Source organism: Tatumella sp. JGM94, from assembly GCF_018257595.1.
GTDB lineage: Bacteria > Pseudomonadota > Gammaproteobacteria > Enterobacterales > Enterobacteriaceae > Tatumella > Tatumella punctata.
This window is the reverse complement of record NZ_JAERJN010000002.1, coordinates 13,062-35,286: the sequence shown is the minus strand read 5'-3', so window position 1 is coordinate 35,286 and position 22,225 is coordinate 13,062. Positions and strand designations below refer to the sequence as shown.

General features: G+C 50.9%; 19 protein-coding genes. 16 read left to right on the top strand and 3 right to left on the bottom strand.

Annotated elements, in window-relative coordinates; translation table 11 throughout:
• The first annotated feature begins 18 nt into the window (after positions 1-18).
• The 4 genes from JK216_RS01840 (at position 19) to JK216_RS01825 (ending at position 5,511) form a co-directional block, all read left to right on the top strand.
• A complete protein-coding gene (locus tag JK216_RS01840; RefSeq protein WP_212708475.1) occupies positions 19-1,029 on the top strand; it encodes a bile acid:sodium symporter family protein in 1,011 nt (336 codons plus the stop codon).
• Between the two features lie 218 nt (positions 1,030-1,247).
• Complete coding sequence (locus tag JK216_RS01835) at positions 1,248-2,387, top strand: HlyD family secretion protein (RefSeq protein ID WP_212711162.1); 1,140 nt, start codon at positions 1,248-1,250, stop codon at positions 2,385-2,387.
• 5 nt (positions 2,388-2,392) lie between these two features.
• Complete coding sequence (locus tag JK216_RS01830; RefSeq protein ID WP_212711228.1) at positions 2,393-3,967, top strand: DHA2 family efflux MFS transporter permease subunit; 1,575 nt, start codon at positions 2,393-2,395, stop codon at positions 3,965-3,967.
• On the top strand, positions 3,964-5,511 hold the full coding sequence (locus JK216_RS01825) for an efflux transporter outer membrane subunit (RefSeq protein ID WP_212711161.1): 1,548 nt from the start codon (positions 3,964-3,966) through the stop codon (positions 5,509-5,511). The genes JK216_RS01830 and JK216_RS01825 overlap by 4 nt, the downstream gene beginning before the upstream one ends.
• A gap of 35 nt (positions 5,512-5,546) precedes the next feature.
• On the opposite strand, the gene JK216_RS01820 is transcribed toward JK216_RS01825, so the two are convergent.
• Genes JK216_RS01820 through zipA form a run of 3 tightly spaced genes read right to left on the bottom strand, consistent with a single transcriptional unit; the run spans position 5,547 to position 8,860 of the window.
• Positions 5,547-5,765 carry a DUF3820 family protein gene (locus JK216_RS01820; RefSeq protein WP_212708513.1) on the bottom strand — a complete coding sequence of 73 codons (219 nt, stop codon included), beginning with the start codon at positions 5,763-5,765 and terminating at the stop codon, positions 5,547-5,549.
• A gap of 2 nt (positions 5,766-5,767) precedes the next feature.
• Complete coding sequence (ligA, locus tag JK216_RS01815; protein ID WP_212711160.1) at positions 5,768-7,786, bottom strand: NAD-dependent DNA ligase LigA; 2,019 nt, start codon at positions 7,784-7,786, stop codon at positions 5,768-5,770.
• A 60-nt stretch (positions 7,787-7,846) separates the two neighbouring features.
• Positions 7,847-8,860 (bottom strand): cell division protein ZipA, encoded by a 1,014-nt coding sequence (gene zipA, locus JK216_RS01810; protein WP_212711159.1) that lies wholly within the window; start codon positions 8,858-8,860, stop codon positions 7,847-7,849.
• A 214-nt stretch (positions 8,861-9,074) separates the two neighbouring features.
• On the opposite strand from zipA, the gene cysZ reads away from it, so the two are divergent.
• The 12 genes from cysZ (at position 9,075) to arnF (ending at position 22,221) form a co-directional block, all read left to right on the top strand.
• Positions 9,075-9,866, top strand: coding sequence for a sulfate transporter CysZ (gene cysZ / locus JK216_RS01805; RefSeq protein ID WP_212711158.1), 792 nt, complete (start codon positions 9,075-9,077; stop codon positions 9,864-9,866).
• Positions 9,867-9,957: 91 nt separating this feature from the next.
• Positions 9,958-10,929: a cysteine synthase A gene (gene cysK, locus JK216_RS01800; protein ID WP_212708469.1), complete on the top strand. Its 972-nt coding sequence runs from the start codon at positions 9,958-9,960 to the stop codon at positions 10,927-10,929.
• Positions 10,930-11,317: 388 nt separating this feature from the next.
• Positions 11,318-11,575, top strand: a complete 258-nt coding sequence (ptsH, locus tag JK216_RS01795; RefSeq protein ID WP_038022729.1) for a phosphocarrier protein Hpr — start codon at positions 11,318-11,320, stop codon at positions 11,573-11,575.
• 157 nt (positions 11,576-11,732) lie between these two features.
• The gene (gene ptsI, locus JK216_RS01790; protein WP_212708468.1) at positions 11,733-13,460 is read left to right on the top strand and encodes a phosphoenolpyruvate-protein phosphotransferase PtsI; all 1,728 of its coding nucleotides are present in this window, start codon (positions 11,733-11,735) and stop codon (positions 13,458-13,460) included.
• A 42-nt stretch (positions 13,461-13,502) separates the two neighbouring features.
• Complete coding sequence (gene crr / locus JK216_RS01785) at positions 13,503-14,006, top strand: PTS glucose transporter subunit IIA (protein WP_212708467.1); 504 nt, start codon at positions 13,503-13,505, stop codon at positions 14,004-14,006.
• 840 nt (positions 14,007-14,846) lie between these two features.
• Positions 14,847-15,986: a UDP-4-amino-4-deoxy-L-arabinose aminotransferase gene (gene arnB, locus JK216_RS01780; RefSeq protein ID WP_212708466.1), complete on the top strand. Its 1,140-nt coding sequence runs from the start codon at positions 14,847-14,849 to the stop codon at positions 15,984-15,986.
• A 1-nt stretch (position 15,987) separates the two neighbouring features.
• Entirely contained in the window at positions 15,988-16,974 is a 987-nt protein-coding gene (arnC, locus tag JK216_RS01775; protein ID WP_212708465.1) for an undecaprenyl-phosphate 4-deoxy-4-formamido-L-arabinose transferase, read from the top strand.
• Complete coding sequence (arnA, locus tag JK216_RS01770; protein ID WP_212711157.1) at positions 16,974-18,956, top strand: bifunctional UDP-4-amino-4-deoxy-L-arabinose formyltransferase/UDP-glucuronic acid oxidase ArnA; 1,983 nt, start codon at positions 16,974-16,976, stop codon at positions 18,954-18,956. The genes arnC and arnA overlap by 1 nt, the downstream gene beginning before the upstream one ends.
• Positions 18,953-19,852 carry a 4-deoxy-4-formamido-L-arabinose-phosphoundecaprenol deformylase gene (gene arnD / locus JK216_RS01765; protein ID WP_212708463.1) on the top strand — a complete coding sequence of 300 codons (900 nt, stop codon included), beginning with the start codon at positions 18,953-18,955 and terminating at the stop codon, positions 19,850-19,852. The genes arnA and arnD overlap by 4 nt, the downstream gene beginning before the upstream one ends.
• Before the next feature lie 4 nt (positions 19,853-19,856).
• Positions 19,857-21,506, top strand: coding sequence for a lipid IV(A) 4-amino-4-deoxy-L-arabinosyltransferase (gene arnT, locus JK216_RS01760; protein WP_212708462.1), 1,650 nt, complete (start codon positions 19,857-19,859; stop codon positions 21,504-21,506).
• Complete coding sequence (gene arnE, locus JK216_RS01755; protein WP_212708461.1) at positions 21,503-21,838, top strand: 4-amino-4-deoxy-L-arabinose-phosphoundecaprenol flippase subunit ArnE; 336 nt, start codon at positions 21,503-21,505, stop codon at positions 21,836-21,838. Before arnT ends, arnE begins: the two co-directional genes overlap by 4 nt.
• On the top strand, positions 21,838-22,221 hold the full coding sequence (gene arnF / locus JK216_RS01750; protein ID WP_212708460.1) for a 4-amino-4-deoxy-L-arabinose-phosphoundecaprenol flippase subunit ArnF: 384 nt from the start codon (positions 21,838-21,840) through the stop codon (positions 22,219-22,221). Before arnE ends, arnF begins: the two co-directional genes overlap by 1 nt.
• The last annotated feature ends 4 nt before the right edge of the window (positions 22,222-22,225 follow it).

Sequence of the window (22,225 nt, the reverse complement as noted above, 5' to 3'; positions counted from 1 at the left end):
TCAGACCGGAAATTACCGATGGGCTTCTTTCGTCTTGACCCGATGATGATCAAACTGATTATCACTGTACTGCTTGCGACTTTTTTACCTGCCAAAGGCGGGTTCGTCCCTTTTTTCGAATGGCTTACCACCGCAGCTATCGCCTTACTGTTTTTTATGCATGGCGCCAAGCTGTCACGGGATAAAATTATTGCCGGCAGCAGCCACTGGCGGCTGCATTTATGGATCTTATTCAGTACCTTCGTCATATTTCCGATTCTCGGGCTGCTGCTGGTCTGGTGGCATCCGGTCGATGTTGCTCCGGAAATTTATACCGGCTTTATCTATCTGTGCATACTGCCTGCCACCGTCCAGTCTTCCATCGCGTTTACGTCAATGGCCGGCGGGAATGTAGCGGCAGCCGTATGCAGTGCTTCCGCATCCAGCCTGCTGGGGGTGTTTATTTCTCCGCTGCTGGTCAACCTGGTGATGAATGTCCATAGCGGTATGCCAGGCAATGGTGTGGAGCAAATTGGTAAAATCATGCTGCAGTTACTGGTGCCTTTCCTGCTGGGCCACTTCTCACGCCGCTGGATTGCCGGCTGGGTTGAGAAGCACCGCAGTCTGATTGGTAAAACGGACCAGACGTCCATTTTACTGGTTGTCTATTCTGCCTTCAGCGAAGCCGTGGTTAACGGCATCTGGCATCAGGTTGGCATCAGCACCCTGGCATGGATTGTGGCAGGCAGTGTACTGCTGCTGTCAGTGGTATTGGTGATCAACGTGGTGGCGGCTCGTGCCTTTGGTTTCAGTCGGCCGGACGAAATCACAATTCTGTTCTGTGGTTCAAAGAAAAGCCTGGCAAATGGCGTTCCGATGGCAAATATTTTATTTCCGGCCAGTACCGTAGGGATTATCGTACTGCCATTAATGGTGTTCCATCAGGTGCAATTAATGGCATGCTCATTTATTGCCCAGCGCTATAAGAAAAGCCATCAGCAACGGGCAGAAACTGACCAGCCATTACAGCCAGCACCCGCCAGAAAATAATCCACCGCCCCTTTTGAGGGGGCGTATTTACGCATTATCCGGCTTTCCGCGTAGCAGAGTGTTACGCGGAAAGTATTTATTCCCGCTGATTTTTCTGATAGTTATATCCGTAATCCTCTGAGTATTACCTCACTGGGCCAGCCCTTATTCACCACCCTATAAAAAAATTACTCCGGGCGTTCAGGATTGTTGTTCCCCTTTTTAATGGCAGGAAAAAAATGAAACAAACTCATGGCGACAATGCCGGTCCGTCCGCGGATACTCCCTGGTCTGCGGCTGATCAGGCAGAAAGCACGCAGACAGATTCCGCCGAGCAGCGGAAACGTCCCGGTAAAAAACCACTGATTATTCTGGCAATGATTGTCATCCTTCTGCTGGCCACTGCGCTGGTGTTCTGGCTGATCAACCGTGGTACAGAAACCACTGATGATGCCTTTACTGACGGTAATGCGGTCATCATCGCACCTAAAACCTCCGGCTATATTGTCCGCTTACTGGTCAGGGATAATCAGAAAGTCAGCAAAGGTCAGCTGCTGGCCGAAATTGACCCACGGGACGCAACAGCACAGCTCGATCAGGCCCGTGCGCAGCTAGGGCTGGCTATGGCACAGTTACAGCAGGCAGAGGCACAACTGACACTTTCCAGAGTCCGGTATCCGGCTCAGCGGGAGCAGGCTCTCGCCGCCCGGGCTCGTGCCGGCGCTGAATTGCAGAATGCAGAAGCTGCTTATCGTCGTCAGCACGGCGTCGATCCTAAGGCAACCACCCAGACCAATATTGATAGTGCCACAGCCCGCTGGCGTTCAGCACAGGCGGAATATCAGAACGCTTCTGCACAGGTCGCGATTGCGTCACAGGTCGCCTTACAGATCCGCCAGCAGGAAACCAATGTCGAGGCACGCCAGCAGCAGGTCAGTGAAGCACAGGCCGGGCTGGAAACCGCCACCCTGAACCTTTCTTACACCCGGCTGTTGGCCCCCTTCAGCGGTTATGTGACCCGCAGAAATATACAACAGGGAAGTCTGGTGCAGGCCGGAACCGCCTTGTTTTCCCTCGTCTCTCCGGATATCTGGATCACTGCTAACTTTAAAGAATCACAGCTGCAATATATGAAACCGGGAGATGCTGTCAATATCAGTATCGATGCCTGGCCGGACCTGAAGTTACAAGGCCATGTGGACAGTATTCAGATGGGGACAGGTTCGCGCTTCTCTGCGTTTCCGGCAGAAAATGCCACCGGTAATTTTGTCAAAATAGTACAGCGGGTTCCGGTGAAAATTGTGATTGATAAAGGCCTTGATCCCGACCGGCCGTTACCTCTGGGATTGTCAGCCGAGCCTGAGGTGAGAGTGCAATGAGTGCCATCAGTGCCCCCGCCAGCTGGCGACCCTCCGCTAACCCGTGGATGGTTGCCCTGACCGTTACCCTGGCGGTATTTATGGAAGTACTGGATACCACCATTGTCAACGTGGCTCTGCCCCATGTGGCTGGCTCACTGTCTTCCAGCTACGACGAATCAACCTGGGTGCTGACGTCTTATCTGGTGGCAAACGGGATTGTACTGCCTATATCCGCCTTCCTCAGCCGGTATTTCGGCAGAAAAAATTATTTCCTGCTGTGTATTGTGATGTTCACCCTGTGTTCATTCCTGTGCGGTATTGCTACCGAACTCTGGCAACTGATTCTGTTCCGTATTTTGCAGGGATTTTTCGGTGGCGGGCTGCAGCCCGTCCAGCAATCGGTTTTGCTGGATTATTTCAGTAAGAAAGACCGCGGAAAAGCCTTTGGCTTGTCCTCGATTGCCATTATTGTCGCGCCAGTCATCGGCCCGACACTGGGGGGATGGATCACCGATAACTACAGCTGGCGCTGGATTTTCTTTATTAATATTCCTATCGGCATTATCGCAACCCTCGCCATATACCAGTTACTGGAAGATCCGCCATGGGAAAGAAAAGCCGCCAAAGGGACCCTCAGTATTGACTATATTGGTATCAGCCTGATTACGTTAGGTCTTGGCTGTTTACAGGTATTCCTCGACCGCGGGGAAGATGCAGACTGGTTCAGTTCACCGTTTATTATTGTCTTCGCGGTACTGGCTGCGACAGGGATTATCGGGGCAATATACTGGCTGATATACGCCCGAAAACCGGTGGTTGATATCCTGGTGATGCGTGACCGTAACTTCCGGGTAGCCGGTTTGCTGATGGCAGTCATGGCATTTATTTTATATGGCAGTTCGGTGGTGATTCCGCAGCTGGCACAGCAGGATCTCGGCTATACCGCCACCCTGGCGGGGCTGGTGCTGACGCCGGGGGCTATCTGTATTATCCTGACAATCCCTGTGGTGCTGCGGCTGATGCCTGTCGTTCAGACACGCTATATCATTATAGCCGGATTTATCTGTCTGGCCGCCTCGTTTTACTATTCAGCCCTGACCCTGACTCCGGGTCTCGATTTTACCTCGCTGGTCATTATGCGCAGTATCCAGTCTGTCGGCTTAGGCTTCTTATTTGTCCCTTTAACGACTATCGCTTTTATCAGTCTGCCTCAGCGGCTGAATGGGGATGCCTCAGCACTGTTTACGATGTTCCGTAACATCGCCGGATCAATCGGTATCTCCGTTTCAACAGCCGCGATCACCGAACGACAACAGGTGCACTCAGCCTATCTTTCCGGCCATATGAGCCTCCTCGATCAGCCGTTTAATCAGGCCGTTACCCGGATGGCCTTTGCCATAAAAAACTTTACCAGTATCGCCGGGGATAGCAGTTTGCTGGCCGCAGGGCAGTTATATCAACAAATGATCAGCCAGGCACGTTTCCTGGCTTACGTCGATGTATTCTCCGGGTTCTGTCTGGCAGGACTGGTAATGATCCCATTCTGTCTGTTACTGGCTCCGGTAAAAAGTGAAGGCAGTGCAGAAGGCCACTCATGAAGGAAATAACTATGCAACCTGTCCGTTACCGGCTAAGCACGCTGTTTATCAGCCTGTCACTGGCTGGCTGTAGTGTCGGACCTGACTTCAGTCCTCCGGTCAATCACCTGCCGGATCAATGGCAGCAGCTGTCTTCCTCGCAACAATCAAGACCATCATCAGCTGATCCTGCGACAGACTGGTGGAAAAACTTTAACGATCCGCTGCTCAACAGCCTGATTCGCCGGGCGATCGGCGGAAACCTGACCCTGCAACAAACGGTTCTGCGTATTGCAGGAGCCCGTGAACAGGTCACTCAGGCCAGCGGAACGTTGCTCCCGACCCTGGATGCTCAGGCGAGCTATGCACGACAGCAAGCCGGGCTAAAGGGAATACTGAAATCACATCATGCCTATGACAACCTGACGGACCAGCAAACCAGCCTGTTAGATAAAACCAGTGGCAGCGTTAGTTTTTATCAGGGAGGGTTCGATGCCAGCTGGGAACTTGACCTGTGGGGAAAAGCGCGGCGCCAGACCGAGATGGCACAGGCAGAGCAGCAGGCGGCAACCGAACAGCATAACGATGCTCTGGTGTCTCTGGAAGCCGAAGTCGCCCGCACCTATCTGCAGTTACGTGCAGCCCAGGCAACGGTAAAAGTGATTGAGCAGCAAATTGATATTGCACAGCAGACACAACAACTGACAGCCAGTCAGCTGGAGCACGGACTGGCTCCGGCCGCAAATCTTGAGAATGCGACCGCCCGCGTTACCGCGCTGCAGGCACAGTTACCCGGTTACCGGTCACTTATCAGCCAGGCAATGAACGGCCTGGCGGTATTATCAGGGCAAGCCCCGGGAGCACTGGATAACGAGCTGCAAACTGTGCATCCGTTACCGGCACTGCCGGCGGTCGTCGGTGTCGGGGTACCTGCGGAACTGGCCCGTCGCCGTCCTGATATCCGTCAGGCAGAAGCAATACTGCATGCCCGAACAGCCGCTATTGGTGTTTCTATCGCGCAACTGTTCCCCGACGTCTCACTGACAGGCCAGCTTGGTGTCAGAAATACCGATGCCGGCTACCTCGATAACTGGAGCAGCCATTTTTACAGTATTGGTCCGGGGATCTCACTGCCGATATTCAGGGGCGGACAACTGGTATCAGAAGTCAGACTGACCAGGGCGCAACAGGCTGAAGCAGCTCTCAGCTACCGTCAGACAGTATTAACCGCCTTACAGGATGCAGAGAATGCGCTGGTCAGTTACCGTGCCGATCAACAGCAACTGATATCACTGCAGGCGTCCGCTGACGCCCTGCAGCACGCGTTTTCACTCTCTGAAGAAGGTTATGCGAAAGGAATAAATAGCTATATTGATGTGCTGGATGCCCAGCGCCAGCTATCCGCCACTCAGCAACAGCTGGTGCAGGTTCAGGCAGAGACTGCGACAGATCTGGTGGCATTATATAAAGCACTGGGCGGCGGATGGCAGAACCAGCAGCAAATATCTCTGCCCCGCTATTCCGTATTTGGCGATACGCCGGCCACAGGCGTAACCGCCGGTTAGTCTCTCCCCTGGCGCACGCTGTAAAACAGAGTGCGTCAGGGCTGCTGACGCAACGGGTCGACTAATCCCTGCAACCCTTCGATTTTTATCGTCAGCGCCAGTTGCAGGAGCTCACCGGGATATCCCTGCGGGAAAATTTCTTTGCGGGCAAACCACAGTAAATATTCCTCAGGTAAATCAATCAGCACCCTGCCCTGGTATTTACCGAAGGGCATTCGGGTATTCGCCAGTGCGATTAAATCCTGCTTTTCCAGAATCAGCCTCCCAGTAAATCAATCATTTGCTGCTCATCTAATACCGTAATTCCCAGCGAATTGGCTTTTTCCAGTTTGGAGCCTGCCGCTTCCCCGGCAATCAGAAAATCGGTTTTTTTAGATACACTGCCGCTGACCCTGGCGCCCAGTGCTGTCAGCCGGTCTTTTGCTTCATCACGTGTCATCTGACTCAGTGACCCTGTCAGTACCACGGTTTTACCGGCGAACGGGTTATCTGCTGCCGGTAGCGGCTGTGACGGCAGCTGCGGCCATTCAATACCAATATCGTCTACCAGCTGACGGATCACTTCGCGGTTGCTTTCTTCATCCATAAAATGACGGACATGACTGGCCACAATCGGGCCCACATCGGCCACCTCGGTCAGCGCCTCTAAAGGGGCATCCATTAACGCCGGTAAACCGGTAAAGTGCGACGCCAGGCTGCGTGCCGTAGCTTCTCCGACTTCGCGGATCCCTAACGCATAAAGAAAACGGGGTAAGGTTGTCTGTTTCGCTTTCTGCAACGCATCGATAATATTCTGTGCCGATTTTGGTCCCAGCCGGTCAAGCCCGGTCAGTTTACCGGCACTCAGACGAAACAGGTCCGCGGGGGTATGCACATATTCCTTTTCTACCAGTTGATCGATAATCTTATCGCCCATTCCGTCAACATCCAGCGCCCTGCGCGATACGAAATGTTTGAGCGCTTCTTTGCGCTGTGCTCCGCAGATCAGCCCGCCGCTGCAGCGGGTGACGGCTTCGCCTTCTGTACGTTCAACATCGGAACCACAGACGGGACAGTGTTGCGGGAAAACGATTTCGCGGGTGTCGGACGGACGCTCATCCAAAACAACATTAACGATCTGCGGAATAACATCCCCGGCACGGCGGATAACCACCGTATCACCAATACGAATGCCGAGACGGGCAATCTCATCTGCATTATGCAGGGTGGCATTACTGACCATAACCCCGGCAACCTGTACTGGTTCAAGACGAGCCACCGGGGTAATTGCGCCGGTGCGCCCTACCTGAAACTCCACATCACGCACGGTAGTGATTTGCTCCTGAGCAGGAAATTTGAAGGCGGTCGCCCAGCGCGGAGCCCTGGCCACGAAGCCGAGTTGTTCCTGTAATGCCAGTGAATTAACTTTGATCACTACGCCGTCGATATCAAATCCCAGCGACGGACGCAGTTCAGCGATACGCTGATAAAATGCCAGTACCTCCTGCGGGTTGTGGCAAACACGGACCAGTTCATTAACCGGCAGCCCCCAGTGTTTTAGCTGCTGCAAGCGTTGGTAGTGTCCGTCCGCAAGGCTGCCGCCTTCAGCAATACCGATACCATAACAGTAAAAAGTCAGGGGGCGTTTGCCGGTAATTTTAGGATCCAGCTGGCGCAATGAACCTGCCGCCGCATTACGCGGATTCGCAAAAATTTTACCGCCGCTTTTGCGGGCTGCCTCATTCAGTTGTTCAAACCCCTGCTGACGGATAAAAACTTCACCACGCACTTCCAGCCGGGCGGGTATATTCTCCCCCCGTAAACGCAGTGGAATTGCCCGGATGGTACGGACGTTTTCCGTAATATTCTCACCGGTAGTCCCGTCCCCGCGGGTCGCGGCCTGCACCAGTTCCCCCCCGACGTATAACAGGCTGACAGCCAGCCCATCAAGTTTCAGCTCACAGCAATAATCTGTCCCTGACTGATCTTTTAAACGGTCAGTAATTCGTTTGTTAAACGCCAGAAACCCCTGTTCATCAAACACATTATCCAGTGACAGCATCGGTACTTCATGACGTACCTGTTCAAACGCTGACACCGGTGTCGCCCCTACCCTCTGGGTCGGTGAATCGCGGGTGACTAATTCCGGATGTTGTTCTTCGAGCGCTTTCAGCGCCTGCATCAGTTTATCGTATTCAGCATCAGGGATTTCAGGTGCATCCAGCACATGATAAAGATACTCGTGATGACGTAACTGTGTACGTAGCTTATTTAGCTGTTGCAGGATGTCGTTCATACTACCCCATAAGATAAAAAACCCCCGACAAGCGGGGGTTATAATGACCGGTAAATAAGGTTAACTGAGCCCGGTAACTTCCCGGATCCGTGATTTATACAGTTCCAGTTTTTGTGGTGTCATCATCCGGCGTTCGTCATCCAGTACAACCGCACCGACATCATCGGCAATCCGCTGTGCAGACTGCAGCATCAGCTTAAAGTTCTGATGGGCATCACCATACGAAGGCACCATCATAAATACAGAGACACCGGGAGTGGTGAAGTCGCCCATCAGATCCGGATCAAAAGAACCGGGTTTCAGCATATTGGCCAGGCTGAATAATACCGGACCACTGCCCGACGGATTCAGATGGCGGTGGAAAATGTTCATTTCACCAAACTGGAAACCGGCCTGTAAAATTGCCTGCAGCAGGGTTTCACCGTTTAGCTCGCCCCCGGTATGCGCTGCAACGTGTAATACCAGCACAGCCTCTTTGGCAGCAGGTTTCGCTGCTTCAGGGGCGGGTTCAGGTGCCGCCGGGACCGCGTCGGGTTCCTCAGCCGGAGTTATCTCTGCAGGCGCTGCCGGTTCAGCAGCCACAGGTTGCTGTGACGGCTCTGCCACCGGTTCAGGACTAACGTTGTGCGTTACCGGCTGAGAGACAGGTGCTTGCGGCTGATGTAGTGGTTGATCAGCAATCTCATTGTCATGGGATACTTCAGACGGCTGCCGGACAGGCGCAGACTCGTGACCGGGAGCGCTATCCATTAACGGATCAGCGACCGGTTCCTGACGATGGCGTAACGACGTTTTTGCGGCCGGGGCCGGTGCAGGCGTATTTTCAGAACGTTTATCCTGAGAAGGATAAACAGGCTCTTCTTCATGATGTTCGCGGCTGGCACGAAAATCAGCAACACCTTGTTCTTCTTCGACACTGAGCTCATCATTGTCACGTTGTTTTAAACGTTTGTGTGGGCGGTCGCGAAACACGGAAGACCGCTCCTTACGATTGGTCCAAAGACCATGAAGGAGAAGTGCAACGATGGCAACCGCACCAACAACGATTAATATCAGACGCAAATCCTGCATCATTGTATTCTCTGTTGTTCCAATACCTTGCCTTGCTAAAGGCACCTTTACCCTTAAATGTATTTGCCAGGCCCGACAAGTGCAAGTCTGCTTAGTACTTTCTGACAAATTATCTGATATCTATCGTGTAACTGCTGCTTTTTCAAACAAAAATTTACTTGTCCGGTGACAGAACAAGGTTATGATGCGCATTGAGTGTAATAAGGAGAATAATGTAATGCAGAACAGGAATTCCGGTACGACGATAAATGGTATCGGCTATTTTCGTCAGGGCTGGCAACTGGCAACCTTACCCGGCATCCGTCGCTATGTGATAGTTCCCCTGCTGGTCAATATTCTGTTCGTCGGCTCAGCCTTTAGCTGGTTATTTTTTCGCCTTGAACAGTGGATCCCGCGTTTACTCGGGCATGTTCCCGGCTGGCTGCAGTGGCTCAATTATTTACTCTGGCCATTGGCTATCCTGTCGTTATTGCTGATTTTCGGATACTTTTTTTCGACCCTGGCAAACTGGATTGCGGCACCTTTTTGCGGCTTACTCGCCGAACAGCTGGAAAACCGGCTTACGGGCCAGAATATACCTGACAGCGGCTGGGCAGGACTGATTAAAGATTTGCCACGGGTGATGCTGCGTGAATGGCAAAAACTCAGATATTATCTGCCACGGGCACTTATTCTGCTATTGGTGCATTTTATTCCGCTGATCGGCCAGACCCTGGCCCCTGTGTTATGGTTCATGTTTGGTGCCTGGATGATGGCCATACAGTACTGTGACTATCCGTTTGATAACCACCGGGTCCCTTTTAGTGATATGCGCCGGACACTGGCCGCCGACAGAACGGCTCACCTGCAATTCGGGGCCCTCGTCAGCCTGTTCACCCTGATACCACTGGTTAACCTGGTGATCATGCCGGTGGCAGTCTGCGGTGCAACCGCAATGTGGGTTGACCAGTATCGTGGCAGTCACGCTTCCCGAAAAGCACACAACCCGCCGGGCGTTATTGCCCCCTGACATAACGATATACTATTTCTTTACTTCACTGTCCCGACAGAAAGCGTATTCTCATTGTGTTCTCCACATTTCAAATAGTTAAGGACAAGCTATGAGTAAGATTTACGAAGATAATTCGTTAACCATTGGCCATACCCCACTGGTCAGACTTAACCGTATTGGTAACGGGCGTATTCTGGCGAAGGTTGAATCGCGTAATCCAAGCTTTAGCGTAAAATGTCGTATCGGTGCCAACATGATTTGGGATGCGGAGAAACGCGGTATCCTGAAACCCGGCGTCGAACTGGTTGAGCCGACCAGTGGTAATACCGGTATTGCGCTGGCCTATGTTGCAGCAGCCCGTGGCTATAAGCTGACACTGACGATGCCGGAAACAATGTCAGTGGAGAGACGCAAACTTCTTAAAGCACTGGGTGCCAACCTGGTGCTGACCAATGGCGCCCAGGGAATGAAAGGTGCAATCGCCAAAGCAGAAGAAATTGTCGCGACCAATCCGGCAAAATATGTCCTGCTGCAACAGTTCAGTAACCCGGCAAACCCGGAAATCCATGAGCAGACTACCGGCCCGGAAATCTGGGAGGATACGGATGGTGAGGTGGATGTCTTTATTGCTGGTGTTGGCACCGGCGGCACCCTGACAGGCGTCAGCCGTTACCTGAAAAATACCAAAGGCAAAAAATCGCTGGTCAGTGTGGCTGTCGAGCCGACTGACTCTCCGGTCATTACCCAGGCGCTGGCCGGTGAAGAAATCAAACCAGGTCCGCATAAAATTCAGGGTATCGGTGCCGGCTTTATTCCGGAAAATCTCGACCTGTCGCTGGTTGACCGTGTGGCAACGATTACTAACGAAGATGCTATCTTAACTGCCCGCCAGTTAATGGAATCGGAAGGTATTCTTGCGGGGATTTCTTCCGGTGCGGCTGTCGCTGCGGCGGTTCAGCTACAGCAAGAACCTGAATTTGCGGATAAAACTATCGTTGTTATTCTGCCTTCTTCCGGCGAACGCTATCTGAGTACCGCACTTTTTGCTGACCTGTTTACGGAAAAAGAACTGAATCAGTAACATTGAGTTCCGAGCGAACCCTCAGTTCAGATAACGACTAAAGCACCCTTGCGGTGCTTTTTTTGTGCTCTGGATCTCACTTTTACCCTACATCAGATTGATTTACTGCCGGCGGTTCTGCTATCACGCTACTATTTATTTAGAAGCCTAAAATAATTAGTCATTGTTAGAAGCGGATCAAAACCAGCACAATTACTGATAGGGCATAATTAAAAACGGCGGCATAATGGCCCGCAGGCTGACGGCATCAGTCCGGTTATCCTGATAAACCCGGCCTGCCATCCGCATGTAACATTTTTTTTATACGTGTATAGGGTAACAGTTCTGCGGGGGAACCGTCCCCGGTGCTGATACCTATAATAAACTCTGATAACGTTGGGGAAATAAAATGTTCCAGCAAGAAGTCACTATCACAGCACCTAATGGTTTACATACCCGCCCTGCTGCACAATTCGTAAAAGAAGCTAAAGCTTTCCAGTCAGAAATTACCGTCACTTCCAATGGCAAATCTGCCAGTGCCAAAAGCCTGTTTAAGCTGCAAACCCTGGGGTTAACTCAGGGAACGGTCATCACCCTGGCGGCGGAAGGTGAAGATGAACAGCAGGCGGTCGAACATTTAGTAAAACTAATGGCTGAGCTGGAATAATCGTTGCTTTTCTGCGCAAAGGGTGCAGATTTAACACAAACAATGTATAGGTATTGATCGCGGACAAACTGTCTGCGCTATTTTTCCGTAGATTGTTGTTGTTACGGAAAATGGCACCCCGTCATTCTTTTTGGCCATCGTACTTAAAGGTAAGATTATGATTTCAGGTATTCTCGCGTCACCCGGTATCGCTTTTGGCAAAGCTCTGCTGCTGAAAGAAGATGAGATCGTCATCAACCAGCACAAAATCACTGATGCTCAGGCAGAGCCGGAAGTGGCCCGTTTTCTCGAGGGCCGCAGCAAGGCTGCCACCCAGCTGGAAGCCATAAGAATCAAAGCCGGTGAAACTTTCGGTGCAGAGAAGGCTGCCATCTTCGAAGGACATATCATGCTGCTGGAAGATGAAGAGCTGGAACAGGAAATTATTGATCTTATCAGGAAGGATCACTACTCAGCCGATGCGGCTGCGCAGAAGGTAATCGAAAGTCAGGCTATCGCTCTGGAAGACCTTGATGATGAATACCTGAAAGAGCGTGCTGCTGATGTCCGTGATATTGGTAAGCGGTTACTGCAGAATATTCTGGGCCTGAATATTGTCGATTTAAGCGCAATTACCGAAGAAGTTATTCTGGTCGCCAGAGATCTGACCCCTTCAGAAACTGCCCAGTTAAATCTGCAAAAAGTGCTTGGTTTTATTACCGACCTCGGTGGCAGAACGTCCCATACTTCTATTATGGCCCGCTCCCTTGAATTACCGGCAATTGTCGGAACCGGTGACGTCACCAGCCAGGTCAGCAATGGTGATTTTCTGGTGCTGGACGGTGTGAATAACCAGGTCTATATCAACCCGACCGCAGAAGTACTGGCCGGCCTGAAAGATATCCAGGAACAATATCTTAGCGAAAAAGCCGACATGGCTAAGCTGAAAGATCTGCCGGCGATAACCCTGGACGGTCATCAGGTAGAAGTTTGTGCAAATATCGGTACCGTAAGAGATGTGGCAGGTGCCGAGCGTAATGGTGCCGAGGGCGTTGGTCTGTACCGTACCGAGTTTTTGTTTATGGACCGCGACTCCCTGCCTTCTGAAGAAGAACAGTTCGCAGCCTATAAAGCGGTTGCTGAAGCCATGGGTTCTCAGGCGGTTATCGTCCGGACCATGGATATTGGTGGCGATAAAGATCTGCCATATATGAATCTGCCGAAAGAAGATAACCCGTTTCTCGGCTGGCGCGCCATACGTATTGCTATGGACCGCAAAGAGATCCTTCATGCCCAGCTGCGGGCAATTTTACGTGCCTCCAGTTTCGGTAAGCTGCGTATCATGTTCCCGATGATCATCTCTGTTGAAGAAGTCCGCTTCCTGAAAAACGAAATTGAGCTACTTAAAAGTCAATTACGTGACGAAGGTAAAAGTTTTGATGAAAGCATCGAAATCGGAATCATGGTAGAAACTCCTGCATCAGCCGTGATTTCACGCCATCTTGCCAAAGAAGTCGATTTCTTTAGTATCGGGACTAACGACCTTACCCAGTATACTCTGGCCGTCGATCGTGGTAATGATAGAATTTCACATCTCTATAATCCGATGAGTCCTTCTGTACTGGGGCTGATCAAACAGGTTATTGACTCTTCACATGCTGAAGGCAAATGGACCGGGATGTGCGGCGAGTTAGCAGGTGATGAACGTGCTACACTATTATTACTGGGAATGGGGCTGGACGAGTTCAGTATGAGTGCCATTTCAATTCCACGTATCAAAAAAATTATTCGCAATACGAATTTTGGGGACGTTAAAGCGTTAGCAGAACAGGCTCTGGAACAGCCTACCGCAGAAGACTTAATGAAGCTGGTGGACCAATTCATTAAAGAAAAAACTCTCTGTTAGTCTGCAATACGCAAGCCCGAAAATACTGCTCAGGAGAAGATCATGGGATTGTTTTCTAAATTATTTGGCGACAAAGCAGAAAGTACCTCTGGTACTATCGATATCGTCGCTCCTCTGTCTGGCGAGATTGTTAATATTGAAGATGTACCTGACGTGGTTTTTGCAGAGAAGATTGTCGGTGATGGTGTTGCTATCCGGCCTGACGGAAACAAAATGGTTGCGCCGGTCGACGGAACCATTGGTAAAATTTTTGAAACAAACCATGCTTTCTCCATCGAATCTGATAGCGGTATCGAGTTGTTCGTTCACTTTGGTATCGATACGGTTGAGCTGAAAGGTGAAGGTTTTAAACGCATTGCTGCTGAAGGGCAAAAAGTCAGTAAAGGCGATGTGGTTATCGAGTTTGATCTTCCGTTACTGGAAGAGAAAGCCAAATCGACACTGACTCCGGTGGTTATCTCTAATATGGACGAAATTAAAGAACTGCAGAAACTGACGGGTCAGGTCATTGCCGGAGAGACTCCGGTAATCCGTATAAAAAAATAGCTGGTGGCTGACGCCATCCGTACACCGCCAGCCAGAATGCATTCATTCTGGCTGGTTTTCTTTTAATAACACTCCCTTTCCAGTCGTTATTCACAGACATAAAAGCTCCGGTTATTTTGTCTGGTTGTCCTCCCGGCGGTCAGCTTCAGGAGAAATTCATTTTTCAGTTACAGCTCACCTTCATAAATAATTAATTGATACAATTATACATAAAATAATGTCATATGATTTCAGAACGTGATTTTCATTTAAATCTGGCATGATTTTTTCCGCCACTCCCGTACTGTCAATATAGTCCGTAACCCCTCTCCGGATAAGCATTGCGACCGCACAATAACACTCAGATAACGATTAACAACCTGTAAAAAACATATTGCCTCCCGTAACAGGGGGAGCTGAACTTAAATAATAATTTTTACTTATCGGAGTGTTGCCTGACTACCACCACCCCGCGGGCGATAAGGGCATACAGGCGTAGACTACTGCCGGATTTTGTCAATGACATACCGCAGAAAAATGAGGGTTGATTTAAAAAAAACCAGGAAATATTAGTTTCATTTACTCTTTATTTAACTATTATTACTGATAAAGGATTAAGAAAAGATTAATTTTTTATGGCAGGAAAAATAAATAAAATTATTCTATTCAACTACATGAACTTTTTTTTAAGTACGTTATCATACAGGAGTAAATTCATCAGCCTGAATTAAACCATTGCTTGTCTGTTGAAGGTCGATATATCCCTGCAAAGATAAAATCGCAGTCATCAGACATGTATTCATTTGTTATGGAATACGTACTACCTCTTTGTGAGTACTAAAGTTAATGCCAGGAAAACTTATGACAGACTTTCTCCCCTTTTCCAGACCAGCACTGAATGAAGATGATGTCACGGCAATTCGTGAAGTGCTGCAATCAGGCTGGATAACCACCGGACCGAAAAATCAGGCACTGGAAGCTGAATTCTGTCAGTTAACCGGTGCCCGTCATGCCATTGCCGTAAGCTCAGCTACCGGGGGTATGCATGTCACTCTAATGGCATTAGGAATAGGTCCGGGAGATGAGGTGATTACCCCGTCCCTGACCTGGGTATCTACCGCCAATATGATTTCTCTGCTGGGTGCAGAGCCAGTGATGGTCGATGTTGACCCGCAGACCCTGATGGTAACTCCGCAGGCCATTGAAGCTGCCATTACCCCGCGTACCAAAGCTATTATCCCTGTCCATTTTGCCGGTGCTCCGGTCGATCTGGACGCAATCCATGCCATTGCCAGACAGCATAATATCCCGGTGATCGAAGATGCCGCCCATGCCGCAGGCTGTTATTACAAGGGCAGACATGTCGGCTACCGCCAGACCGCTATTTTTTCTTTCCACGCGATTAAGAACGTCACCTGTGCTGAAGGTGGCCTGATCGTTACAGAAGATGATGAACTGGCTAACCGGATAAGAACACTGAAGTTCCACGGACTGGGCGTCGACGCCTTCGACCGGGAAACCCTCGGCCGCAAGCCTCAGGCCGAAGTGATTACCCCGGGCTTCAAATATAACCTGACGGATATTCAGGCGGCGATTGCCCTGAACCAGTTAACTAAACTACCGCAGATCAATGCCCGTCGTGAAGCTATCGCACAACGCTATTTACGCGAACTGGCTGATACGCCTTTCCAGCCACTGGCTCTGCCTGAATGGCCACATCAGCACGCCTGGCATCTGTTTGTACTGCGTATTGATCCACAACGCTGCGGTCTGAACCGCGATCAGTTTATGCAGCAGCTGAAAGAGAGAAATATCGGTACCGGATTACACTTCCGGGCAGTACATACCCAGAAGTACTACCGCGAACGCTTTCCGTCATTATCCCTCCCCGCCACTGAATGGAACAGTGATCGTATCTGTTCTATCCCCTTGTTCCCGGATATGACAGACGAGGATTGCAGCAGAGTTATTGCCGCTATTCATGAAATTGCAGAGAGCTGAAATGCTAAATTCTTATGTTGTAAAAAAAGTATCGGTCGTTATCCCTGTGTATAACGAACAGGAAAGTCTGCCAGTACTGATCTCCCGGACCTCAGCCGCCTGTGAACAATTGGCTAAACCCTATGAAATTCTGCTGGTTGATGATGGCAGCAGTGATGAATCCGCACAGCTGATTATTGATGCAGCAGAGCAGCCTGACAGCCATATCGTGGCGGTATTACTGAACCGTAACTACGGACAACACTCGGCAATTATGGCTGGCTTCAGCTATGTTACCGGAGATCTGATTATCACTCTGGATGCCGACCTGCAAAACCCGCCAGAGGAAATTCCGCGGCTGGTGACTACTGCAGAACAAGGCTATGACGTGGTAGGTACCGTTCGTCAGAATCGTCAGGACAGCCCGTTCCGTAAAATTGCTTCAAAAATGATTAACCGTCTTATCCAGAGTACCACCGGTAAGGCTATGGGTGACTACGGCTGTATGTTACGCGCCTATCGCCGCCCGATTATCGAGGCGATGCTGCACTGCCAGGAAAGAAGTACTTTTATTCCGATTCTGGCGAATACCTTTGCCCGTCATACGACTGAAATTCCGGTACTGCATGCAGAGCGGGAGCATGGTACGTCAAAATACAGCTTTATGCGGCTGATTAACCTGATGTATGACCTGGTGACCTGCCTGACCACCACCCCGCTGCGTATGCTCAGTGTGGTTGGTGCACTGATTGCCTGCTCCGGATTCCTGTTCGCCTTCCTGTTGGTGGTACTGCGCTTAATCTTCGGCGCCCGCTGGGGTGCCGAAGGGGTCTTCAGCTTATTCGCGATTTTATTTATTTTTATTGGCGCACAGTTTATCGGCATGGGATTACTCGGCGAGTATATCGGCCGGATTTACAGTGATGTCCGTGCCCGTCCGCGCTATTTCGTGCAGCGTGTCGTCAATCACGCCACAGCTTCAACTACAGATACTGAGGAAGAATTATAATGAAAGCTATTGTCTTTGCTTACCATGACATGGGATGTGTTGGTGTTAAGGCACTGATTGACGCCGGTTATCAGATTGCGGCTATCTATACTCACCTTGATAACCCCGGAGAAAATCACTTTTTCGGTTCCGTCGCTCATCTGGCTGCTGAACATAATATCCCGGTATTCTCCCCGGAAAATATTAACCATCCATTGTGGATTGAACGGATTAAACAAAGCGCACCGGACATTATTTTTTCTTTTTATTACCGTGACCTGATTTGCGATGAAATCCTGGCCATTCCTCAGCAGGGTGCGTTTAATCTGCACGGTTCATTGCTGCCACGCTATCGTGGCCGCGCTCCGCTGAACTGGGTACTGGTGAACGGCGAAACCGAAACCGGTGTTACCCTGCATCAGATGGTGACGCGCGCGGATGCCGGTGATATTGCAGGTCAGCACAAAGTCTCTATCGATCCCAACGATGATGTCCTGCGTCTGCATAAAAAACTGACCCATACAGCCAAACAATTGCTGGCAGAACAGTTACCACTGATTGAAGCCGGTCAGCACACCCTGACACCGCAGGATGAAAAAAATGCCACCTATGTAGGTCGCAGAACGCCTGCGGATGGAAAACTCGACTGGACTAAAACCGCCACAGAACTGCATAACCTGGTAAGGGCTGTCAGTGAGCCCTGGCCTGGTGCGTTCGGTTATGTGGGTACTACACGTTTTATCGTCTGGAAATCCAGAGTACACCAGGACCTGCCGGTGGCGGTTCCGGGGAAAATTCTCTCAACGTCCCCTCTGATTATTGCGACCGCTGAGGGGGCTCTGGAGGTCGTCACCGGTCAGACAGACAACAGCGTTTATATGCAGGGTTCAGAGCTGGCCAATACCCTGGGTCTGGTTGAAGGTGCCCTGCTCAGCAGCCAGCCGGTAACCTCGGTGAAAAAGCGCACCCGCGTCTTGATCCTCGGTGTGAATGGCTTTATCGGTAACCATCTGACCGAACGCCTGTTACAGGACGATAACTACGAAGTCTTTGGTATGGATATCGGTTCTGATGCTATTGGCCGCTTCCTGTCGAATGAACGTTTCCATTTTGTCGAAGGCGACATTACTATTCACACGGAATGGATTGACTACCACATTAAAAAATGTGATGTCATTTTACCGCTGGTCGCCATTGCCACACCGGTAGAATACACACGTAATCCGTTGCGGGTATTTGAACTGGACTTTGAAGAAAACCTGAAAATAATCCGTGGTTGCGTCAAATACAAAAAACGTATCATTTTCCCTTCCACCTCAGAAGTCTACGGTATGTGTACCGATAAGACCTTTGATGAAGATAATTCCAATCTGGTGGTCGGGCCAATTAATAAACAACGCTGGATCTATTCGGTTTCTAAACAGTTACTGGATCGGGTTATCTGGGCTTATGGTGAAAAAGAAGATCTGCGTTTCACCCTGTTCCGTCCGTTTAACTGGATGGGGCCACGCCTGGACAGCCTGAACTCAGCCCGTATCGGCAGCTCCCGTGCGATTACCCAGTTAATTCTTAATCTGGTTGAAGGGTCACCAATCAAACTGGTTGATGGCGGTGCCCAGAAACGCTGCTTTACTGATATCAGCGATGGTATTGAAGCGCTGTTCCGGATTATCGAAAATAAAAACGGTAAATGTGACGGCCAGATTATCAACATCGGTAACCCGGAAAATGAAGCAAGTATCCGTGAACTGGCAGAAATGCTGTACCGCTGTTTCGAACGGCATCCACTGCGTGATAACTTCCCGCCGTTTGCCGGATTCCGTGAAATTGAAAGCAGCAGCTATTACGGTAAAGGGTATCAGGATGTGGAACATCGTAAACCCGATATCCGTAATGCCCGTCGTTTACTGGACTGGACCCCGGAAATCGAAATGGAAAAAACTGTCGAACAGACACTGGATTTCTTCCTGAAAACAGTCACTGCCCCGGATCAGATCCAATGAAAAAAGTGGGCCTGCGCATCGATGTTGATACCTGGCGGGGAACCCGCCACGGTGTCCCCGCGCTGCTGGATGCCATGGAAAATGCCGGGGTCAGATCCAGCATTTTCTTTAGTGTCGGCCCGGACAATATGGGGCGCCATTTATGGCGCCTGATTAAACCGCAATTTCTCTGGAAAATGCTGCGCTCCGGCGCCCCGTCATTGTATGGCTGGGATATCCTGCTGGCCGGCACCGCCTGGCCAGGCCGGCTGATTGGTCAGGGAAATGCAGATATCATCCGCAGGGCAGCACAACAGCATGAAACCGGCTTACACGCCTGGGATCATCATGCCTGGCAGATGTGGGCAGGTGTCTGGAAAATCCCCCGGTTATCTGCACAAATCCAGCGCGGCAAACAAGCGCTGGAAGCGATAACCGGTATCCCTGTGACCTGTTCCGCCGTGGCAGGATGGCGTGCTGACCAGCGGGTCGTTAAAGCCAAGCAGCCGTTTGGCTTTCGTTATAACAGTGACTGCAGGGGAACCACCCCGTTCCGCCCGCAACTCACTGAATCCACCCCCGGTACAGTACAGATCCCGGTGACACTACCCACCTGGGATGAAGTCGTCGGTAGTCAGGTCACCGCTGAAAACTTCAACCGTTTTATCCTTGATGCCATGCACAACGACACAGGAACACCGGTCTATACCATCCATGCGGAAGTGGAAGGGATTATCGGGCTGGAGGATTTTATCCGGTTGCTGGGTATGGCCCGCGAGGAAGGGATTGAATTCGTTCCGCTCAGCCAGTTATTACCTGAATCTGAACTTTCACTGCCTGTCGGCAAAATTATCCGTGGTACCCTGCCTGGCCGTGAGGGCTGGCTGGGATGTCAAACTCTTCTACCCCGGCGTTAAACCAATGAAAGCAACAAAATACGGATTTACCCTGCTGGTGCTTTACGCACTCAGCTATCTGCTGCCGCTGGAGTTCCGGTCTCTCTGGCAACCGGACGAGTTCCGTTACGCGGAAATCAGCAGAGAAATGCTGGCAAACCATAACTGGGTGGTGCCGCATTTCTTTGGCCTGCGCTATTTTGAAAAACCGATCGCCGGCTACTGGATTAACAATATCAGCCAGTTGTTGTTCGGCCACAATAACTTTGCGGTACGATTTGGTTCGGTATTCTCAATTACTGTCAGCGCGTTGCTGGTCAGTTGGATAGCCTCACGTATCTGGCAGGATCGCCGGATTACTGTCTTTTCTGCCGTCATCTATCTGAGTTGCATGCTGGTATACGCCATTGGTACTTATGCAGTTCTGGACCCGATGATTACCCTGTGGATGACAGCTGCTATGGCCGCGTTCTGGCTGGCAGCCAGTGCCGAAACCCCGGGAAAAAGGGCTATCGCTTATCTGCTGTTAGGACTGACCTGCGGTATGGGAGTGATGACCAAAGGTTTCCTGGCGCTGGCCATTCCTGTTATCAGTATTATTCCGTGGGTTATTGTCACCCGCCGCTGGCGGGAAGTTCTGATCTACGGCCCGCTGGCAGTCATCAGCGCAACACTGATTACCTTGCCCTGGGCCCTGGCGATTAATGCCCGTGAACCTGACTTCTGGCACTATTTCTTCTGGGTGGAACATATTCAGCGTTTTGCCGAATCTGATGCACAGCATAAGGCACCGTTCTGGTATTACGTTCCGGTATTACTGGCCGGCACACTGCCGTGGCTGGGTTACCTGCCAGCAGCCCTGAAAAGCGGCTGGCAGCAACGCCATCAAAACCACGGGGCAGTCTACCTGCTGGGCTGGGCAGTGATGCCGTTTCTGTTTTTCAGTATCGCAAAAGGCAAATTACCGACTTATATCCTGCCCTGCTTTGCCCCGCTGGCCATTCTGCTGGCAAATGTTGCCTGTCGCACTTACCAGCAGATAAAACACAGTGCCACGGCGAATGGCTGGATCAATCTGTTATTTGGCCTGCTGGGTGTCACTGCGCTACTGGTCAGCTATCTGATGCCGTCACACCCGTTATTTGCTCCCCATGAAATTACCGGTTTGCTACTGGCATTACTGGCGTTTCTGTTCTGGGCTGTGATCGGGCTGATAACCTTACTGCGCCCCGAAAAACGCTGGTGTGCGGCAGTGCTCTGCCCGTTAGTGCTGGTGCTGACCGTAGGTTATACCATTCCTGAACGTATCCGTGATGCTAAACAGCCACAAGACTTCCTTAACCAAATCAGTCACCGGATGGCTCGCAGTCACTATATTCTGGCGGAAAATGTCGGTATCGCTTCCGGCATCGCCTGGCAGTTAAAACGTCAGGATATTAACCTGTTTGATGAGTCGGGAGAAATGCGTTACGGACTGGCGTATCCGGACGGAAAAGGACGATTGATCACCCGTCAGCAATTCCCTGACTGGCTGGCTACCCGTCGTCAGCAAGGGGTATCGATGGTATTCCTGTTACCGAAAAACAAGGACCTTGATCAAATGCAGCTACCGGCACCTGATTTCAGCTATCAGCAAGGTCGTCTGCTGTATGTTGAATATGGTCCGAAGAAATGACCTATGCCTTACTGCTGCTGTCCAGTCTGTTAAGCTGCCTGGGACAGCTATGTCAGAAACAGGCCGCCTCTGCGCGGCCTGGCCGTCCCCGCCACCAGCATCTGTTGCTTTGGCTGGGGCTGGCTATACTCTGTCTTGGCGTGGCCATGTTGTTATGGCTGCTGGTATTACGTGCCTTACCCGTAGGGATCGCCTACCCGATGCTGAGTATGAACTTTATCTGGATCACCCTCGCCGCCCGCTGGATATGGCATGAACCCGTCAGCCCGCGCCACTGGTGCGGCACCGGTCTGATTGTAGCCGGAATAATTCTGCTTAGCGGGGCTATCTGATGGGCTATCTTCCGGCACTGTGCAGTGTCTTACTGGTCAGTTTCGCCCAGCTGGCGATGAAATACGCCATGAGCAGTTTACCGTCCGGCCTTGGCATAAGCGAAACCGGTCTGTTTTTCCTGCAACATCTTTCCGCCACCGGTTTTCTGTTCGCAGGGCTGGCCGGGTATGCTTTATCAATGGGCTGCTGGTACCTGACCTTAAAATACCTGCCACTCAGTAAAGCTTATGCACTGCTCAGCCTGAGTTATATTGTTGTCTGGGCACTGGCATTAGCGCTGGGTCTGCAGGGAGATGAGTTTTCGTTAAAAACCCTGACGGGCATATTATTGGTGATCGCCGGCGTCACATTAGTCTGTCTGCCGGCAACCGCAAAAAAATAGAGAC

Excerpts from the sequence above, each read along its gene's own strand:
- ptsH (WP_038022729.1), top strand. The coding sequence starts at position 11,318 with ATGTTCCAGCAAGAAGTCACTATCACAGCACCTAATGGTTTACATACC.
- cysK (WP_212708469.1), top strand. The coding sequence starts at position 9,958 with ATGAGTAAGATTTACGAAGATAATTCGTTAACCATTGGCCATACCCCA.
- JK216_RS01835 (WP_212711162.1), top strand. The coding sequence starts at position 1,248 with ATGAAACAAACTCATGGCGACAATGCCGGTCCGTCCGCGGATACTCCC.
- zipA (WP_212711159.1), bottom strand. The coding sequence starts at position 8,860 with ATGATGCAGGATTTGCGTCTGATATTAATCGTTGTTGGTGCGGTTGCC.
- JK216_RS01840 (WP_212708475.1), top strand. The coding sequence starts at position 19 with ATGGGCTTCTTTCGTCTTGACCCGATGATGATCAAACTGATTATCACT.
- ligA (WP_212711160.1), bottom strand. The coding sequence starts at position 7,786 with ATGAACGACATCCTGCAACAGCTAAATAAGCTACGTACACAGTTACGT.
- arnA (WP_212711157.1), top strand. The coding sequence starts at position 16,974 with ATGAAAGCTATTGTCTTTGCTTACCATGACATGGGATGTGTTGGTGTT.
- ptsI (WP_212708468.1), top strand. The coding sequence starts at position 11,733 with ATGATTTCAGGTATTCTCGCGTCACCCGGTATCGCTTTTGGCAAAGCT.
- arnD (WP_212708463.1), top strand. The coding sequence starts at position 18,953 with ATGAAAAAAGTGGGCCTGCGCATCGATGTTGATACCTGGCGGGGAACC.
- arnB (WP_212708466.1), top strand. The coding sequence starts at position 14,847 with ATGACAGACTTTCTCCCCTTTTCCAGACCAGCACTGAATGAAGATGAT.
- cysZ (WP_212711158.1), top strand. The coding sequence starts at position 9,075 with ATGCAGAACAGGAATTCCGGTACGACGATAAATGGTATCGGCTATTTT.
- crr (WP_212708467.1), top strand. The coding sequence starts at position 13,503 with ATGGGATTGTTTTCTAAATTATTTGGCGACAAAGCAGAAAGTACCTCT.
- arnC (WP_212708465.1), top strand. The coding sequence starts at position 15,988 with ATGCTAAATTCTTATGTTGTAAAAAAAGTATCGGTCGTTATCCCTGTG.
- arnF (WP_212708460.1), top strand. The coding sequence starts at position 21,838 with ATGGGCTATCTTCCGGCACTGTGCAGTGTCTTACTGGTCAGTTTCGCC.
- JK216_RS01825 (WP_212711161.1), top strand. The coding sequence starts at position 3,964 with ATGAAGGAAATAACTATGCAACCTGTCCGTTACCGGCTAAGCACGCTG.
- arnE (WP_212708461.1), top strand. The coding sequence starts at position 21,503 with ATGACCTATGCCTTACTGCTGCTGTCCAGTCTGTTAAGCTGCCTGGGA.
- arnT (WP_212708462.1), top strand. The coding sequence starts at position 19,857 with ATGAAAGCAACAAAATACGGATTTACCCTGCTGGTGCTTTACGCACTC.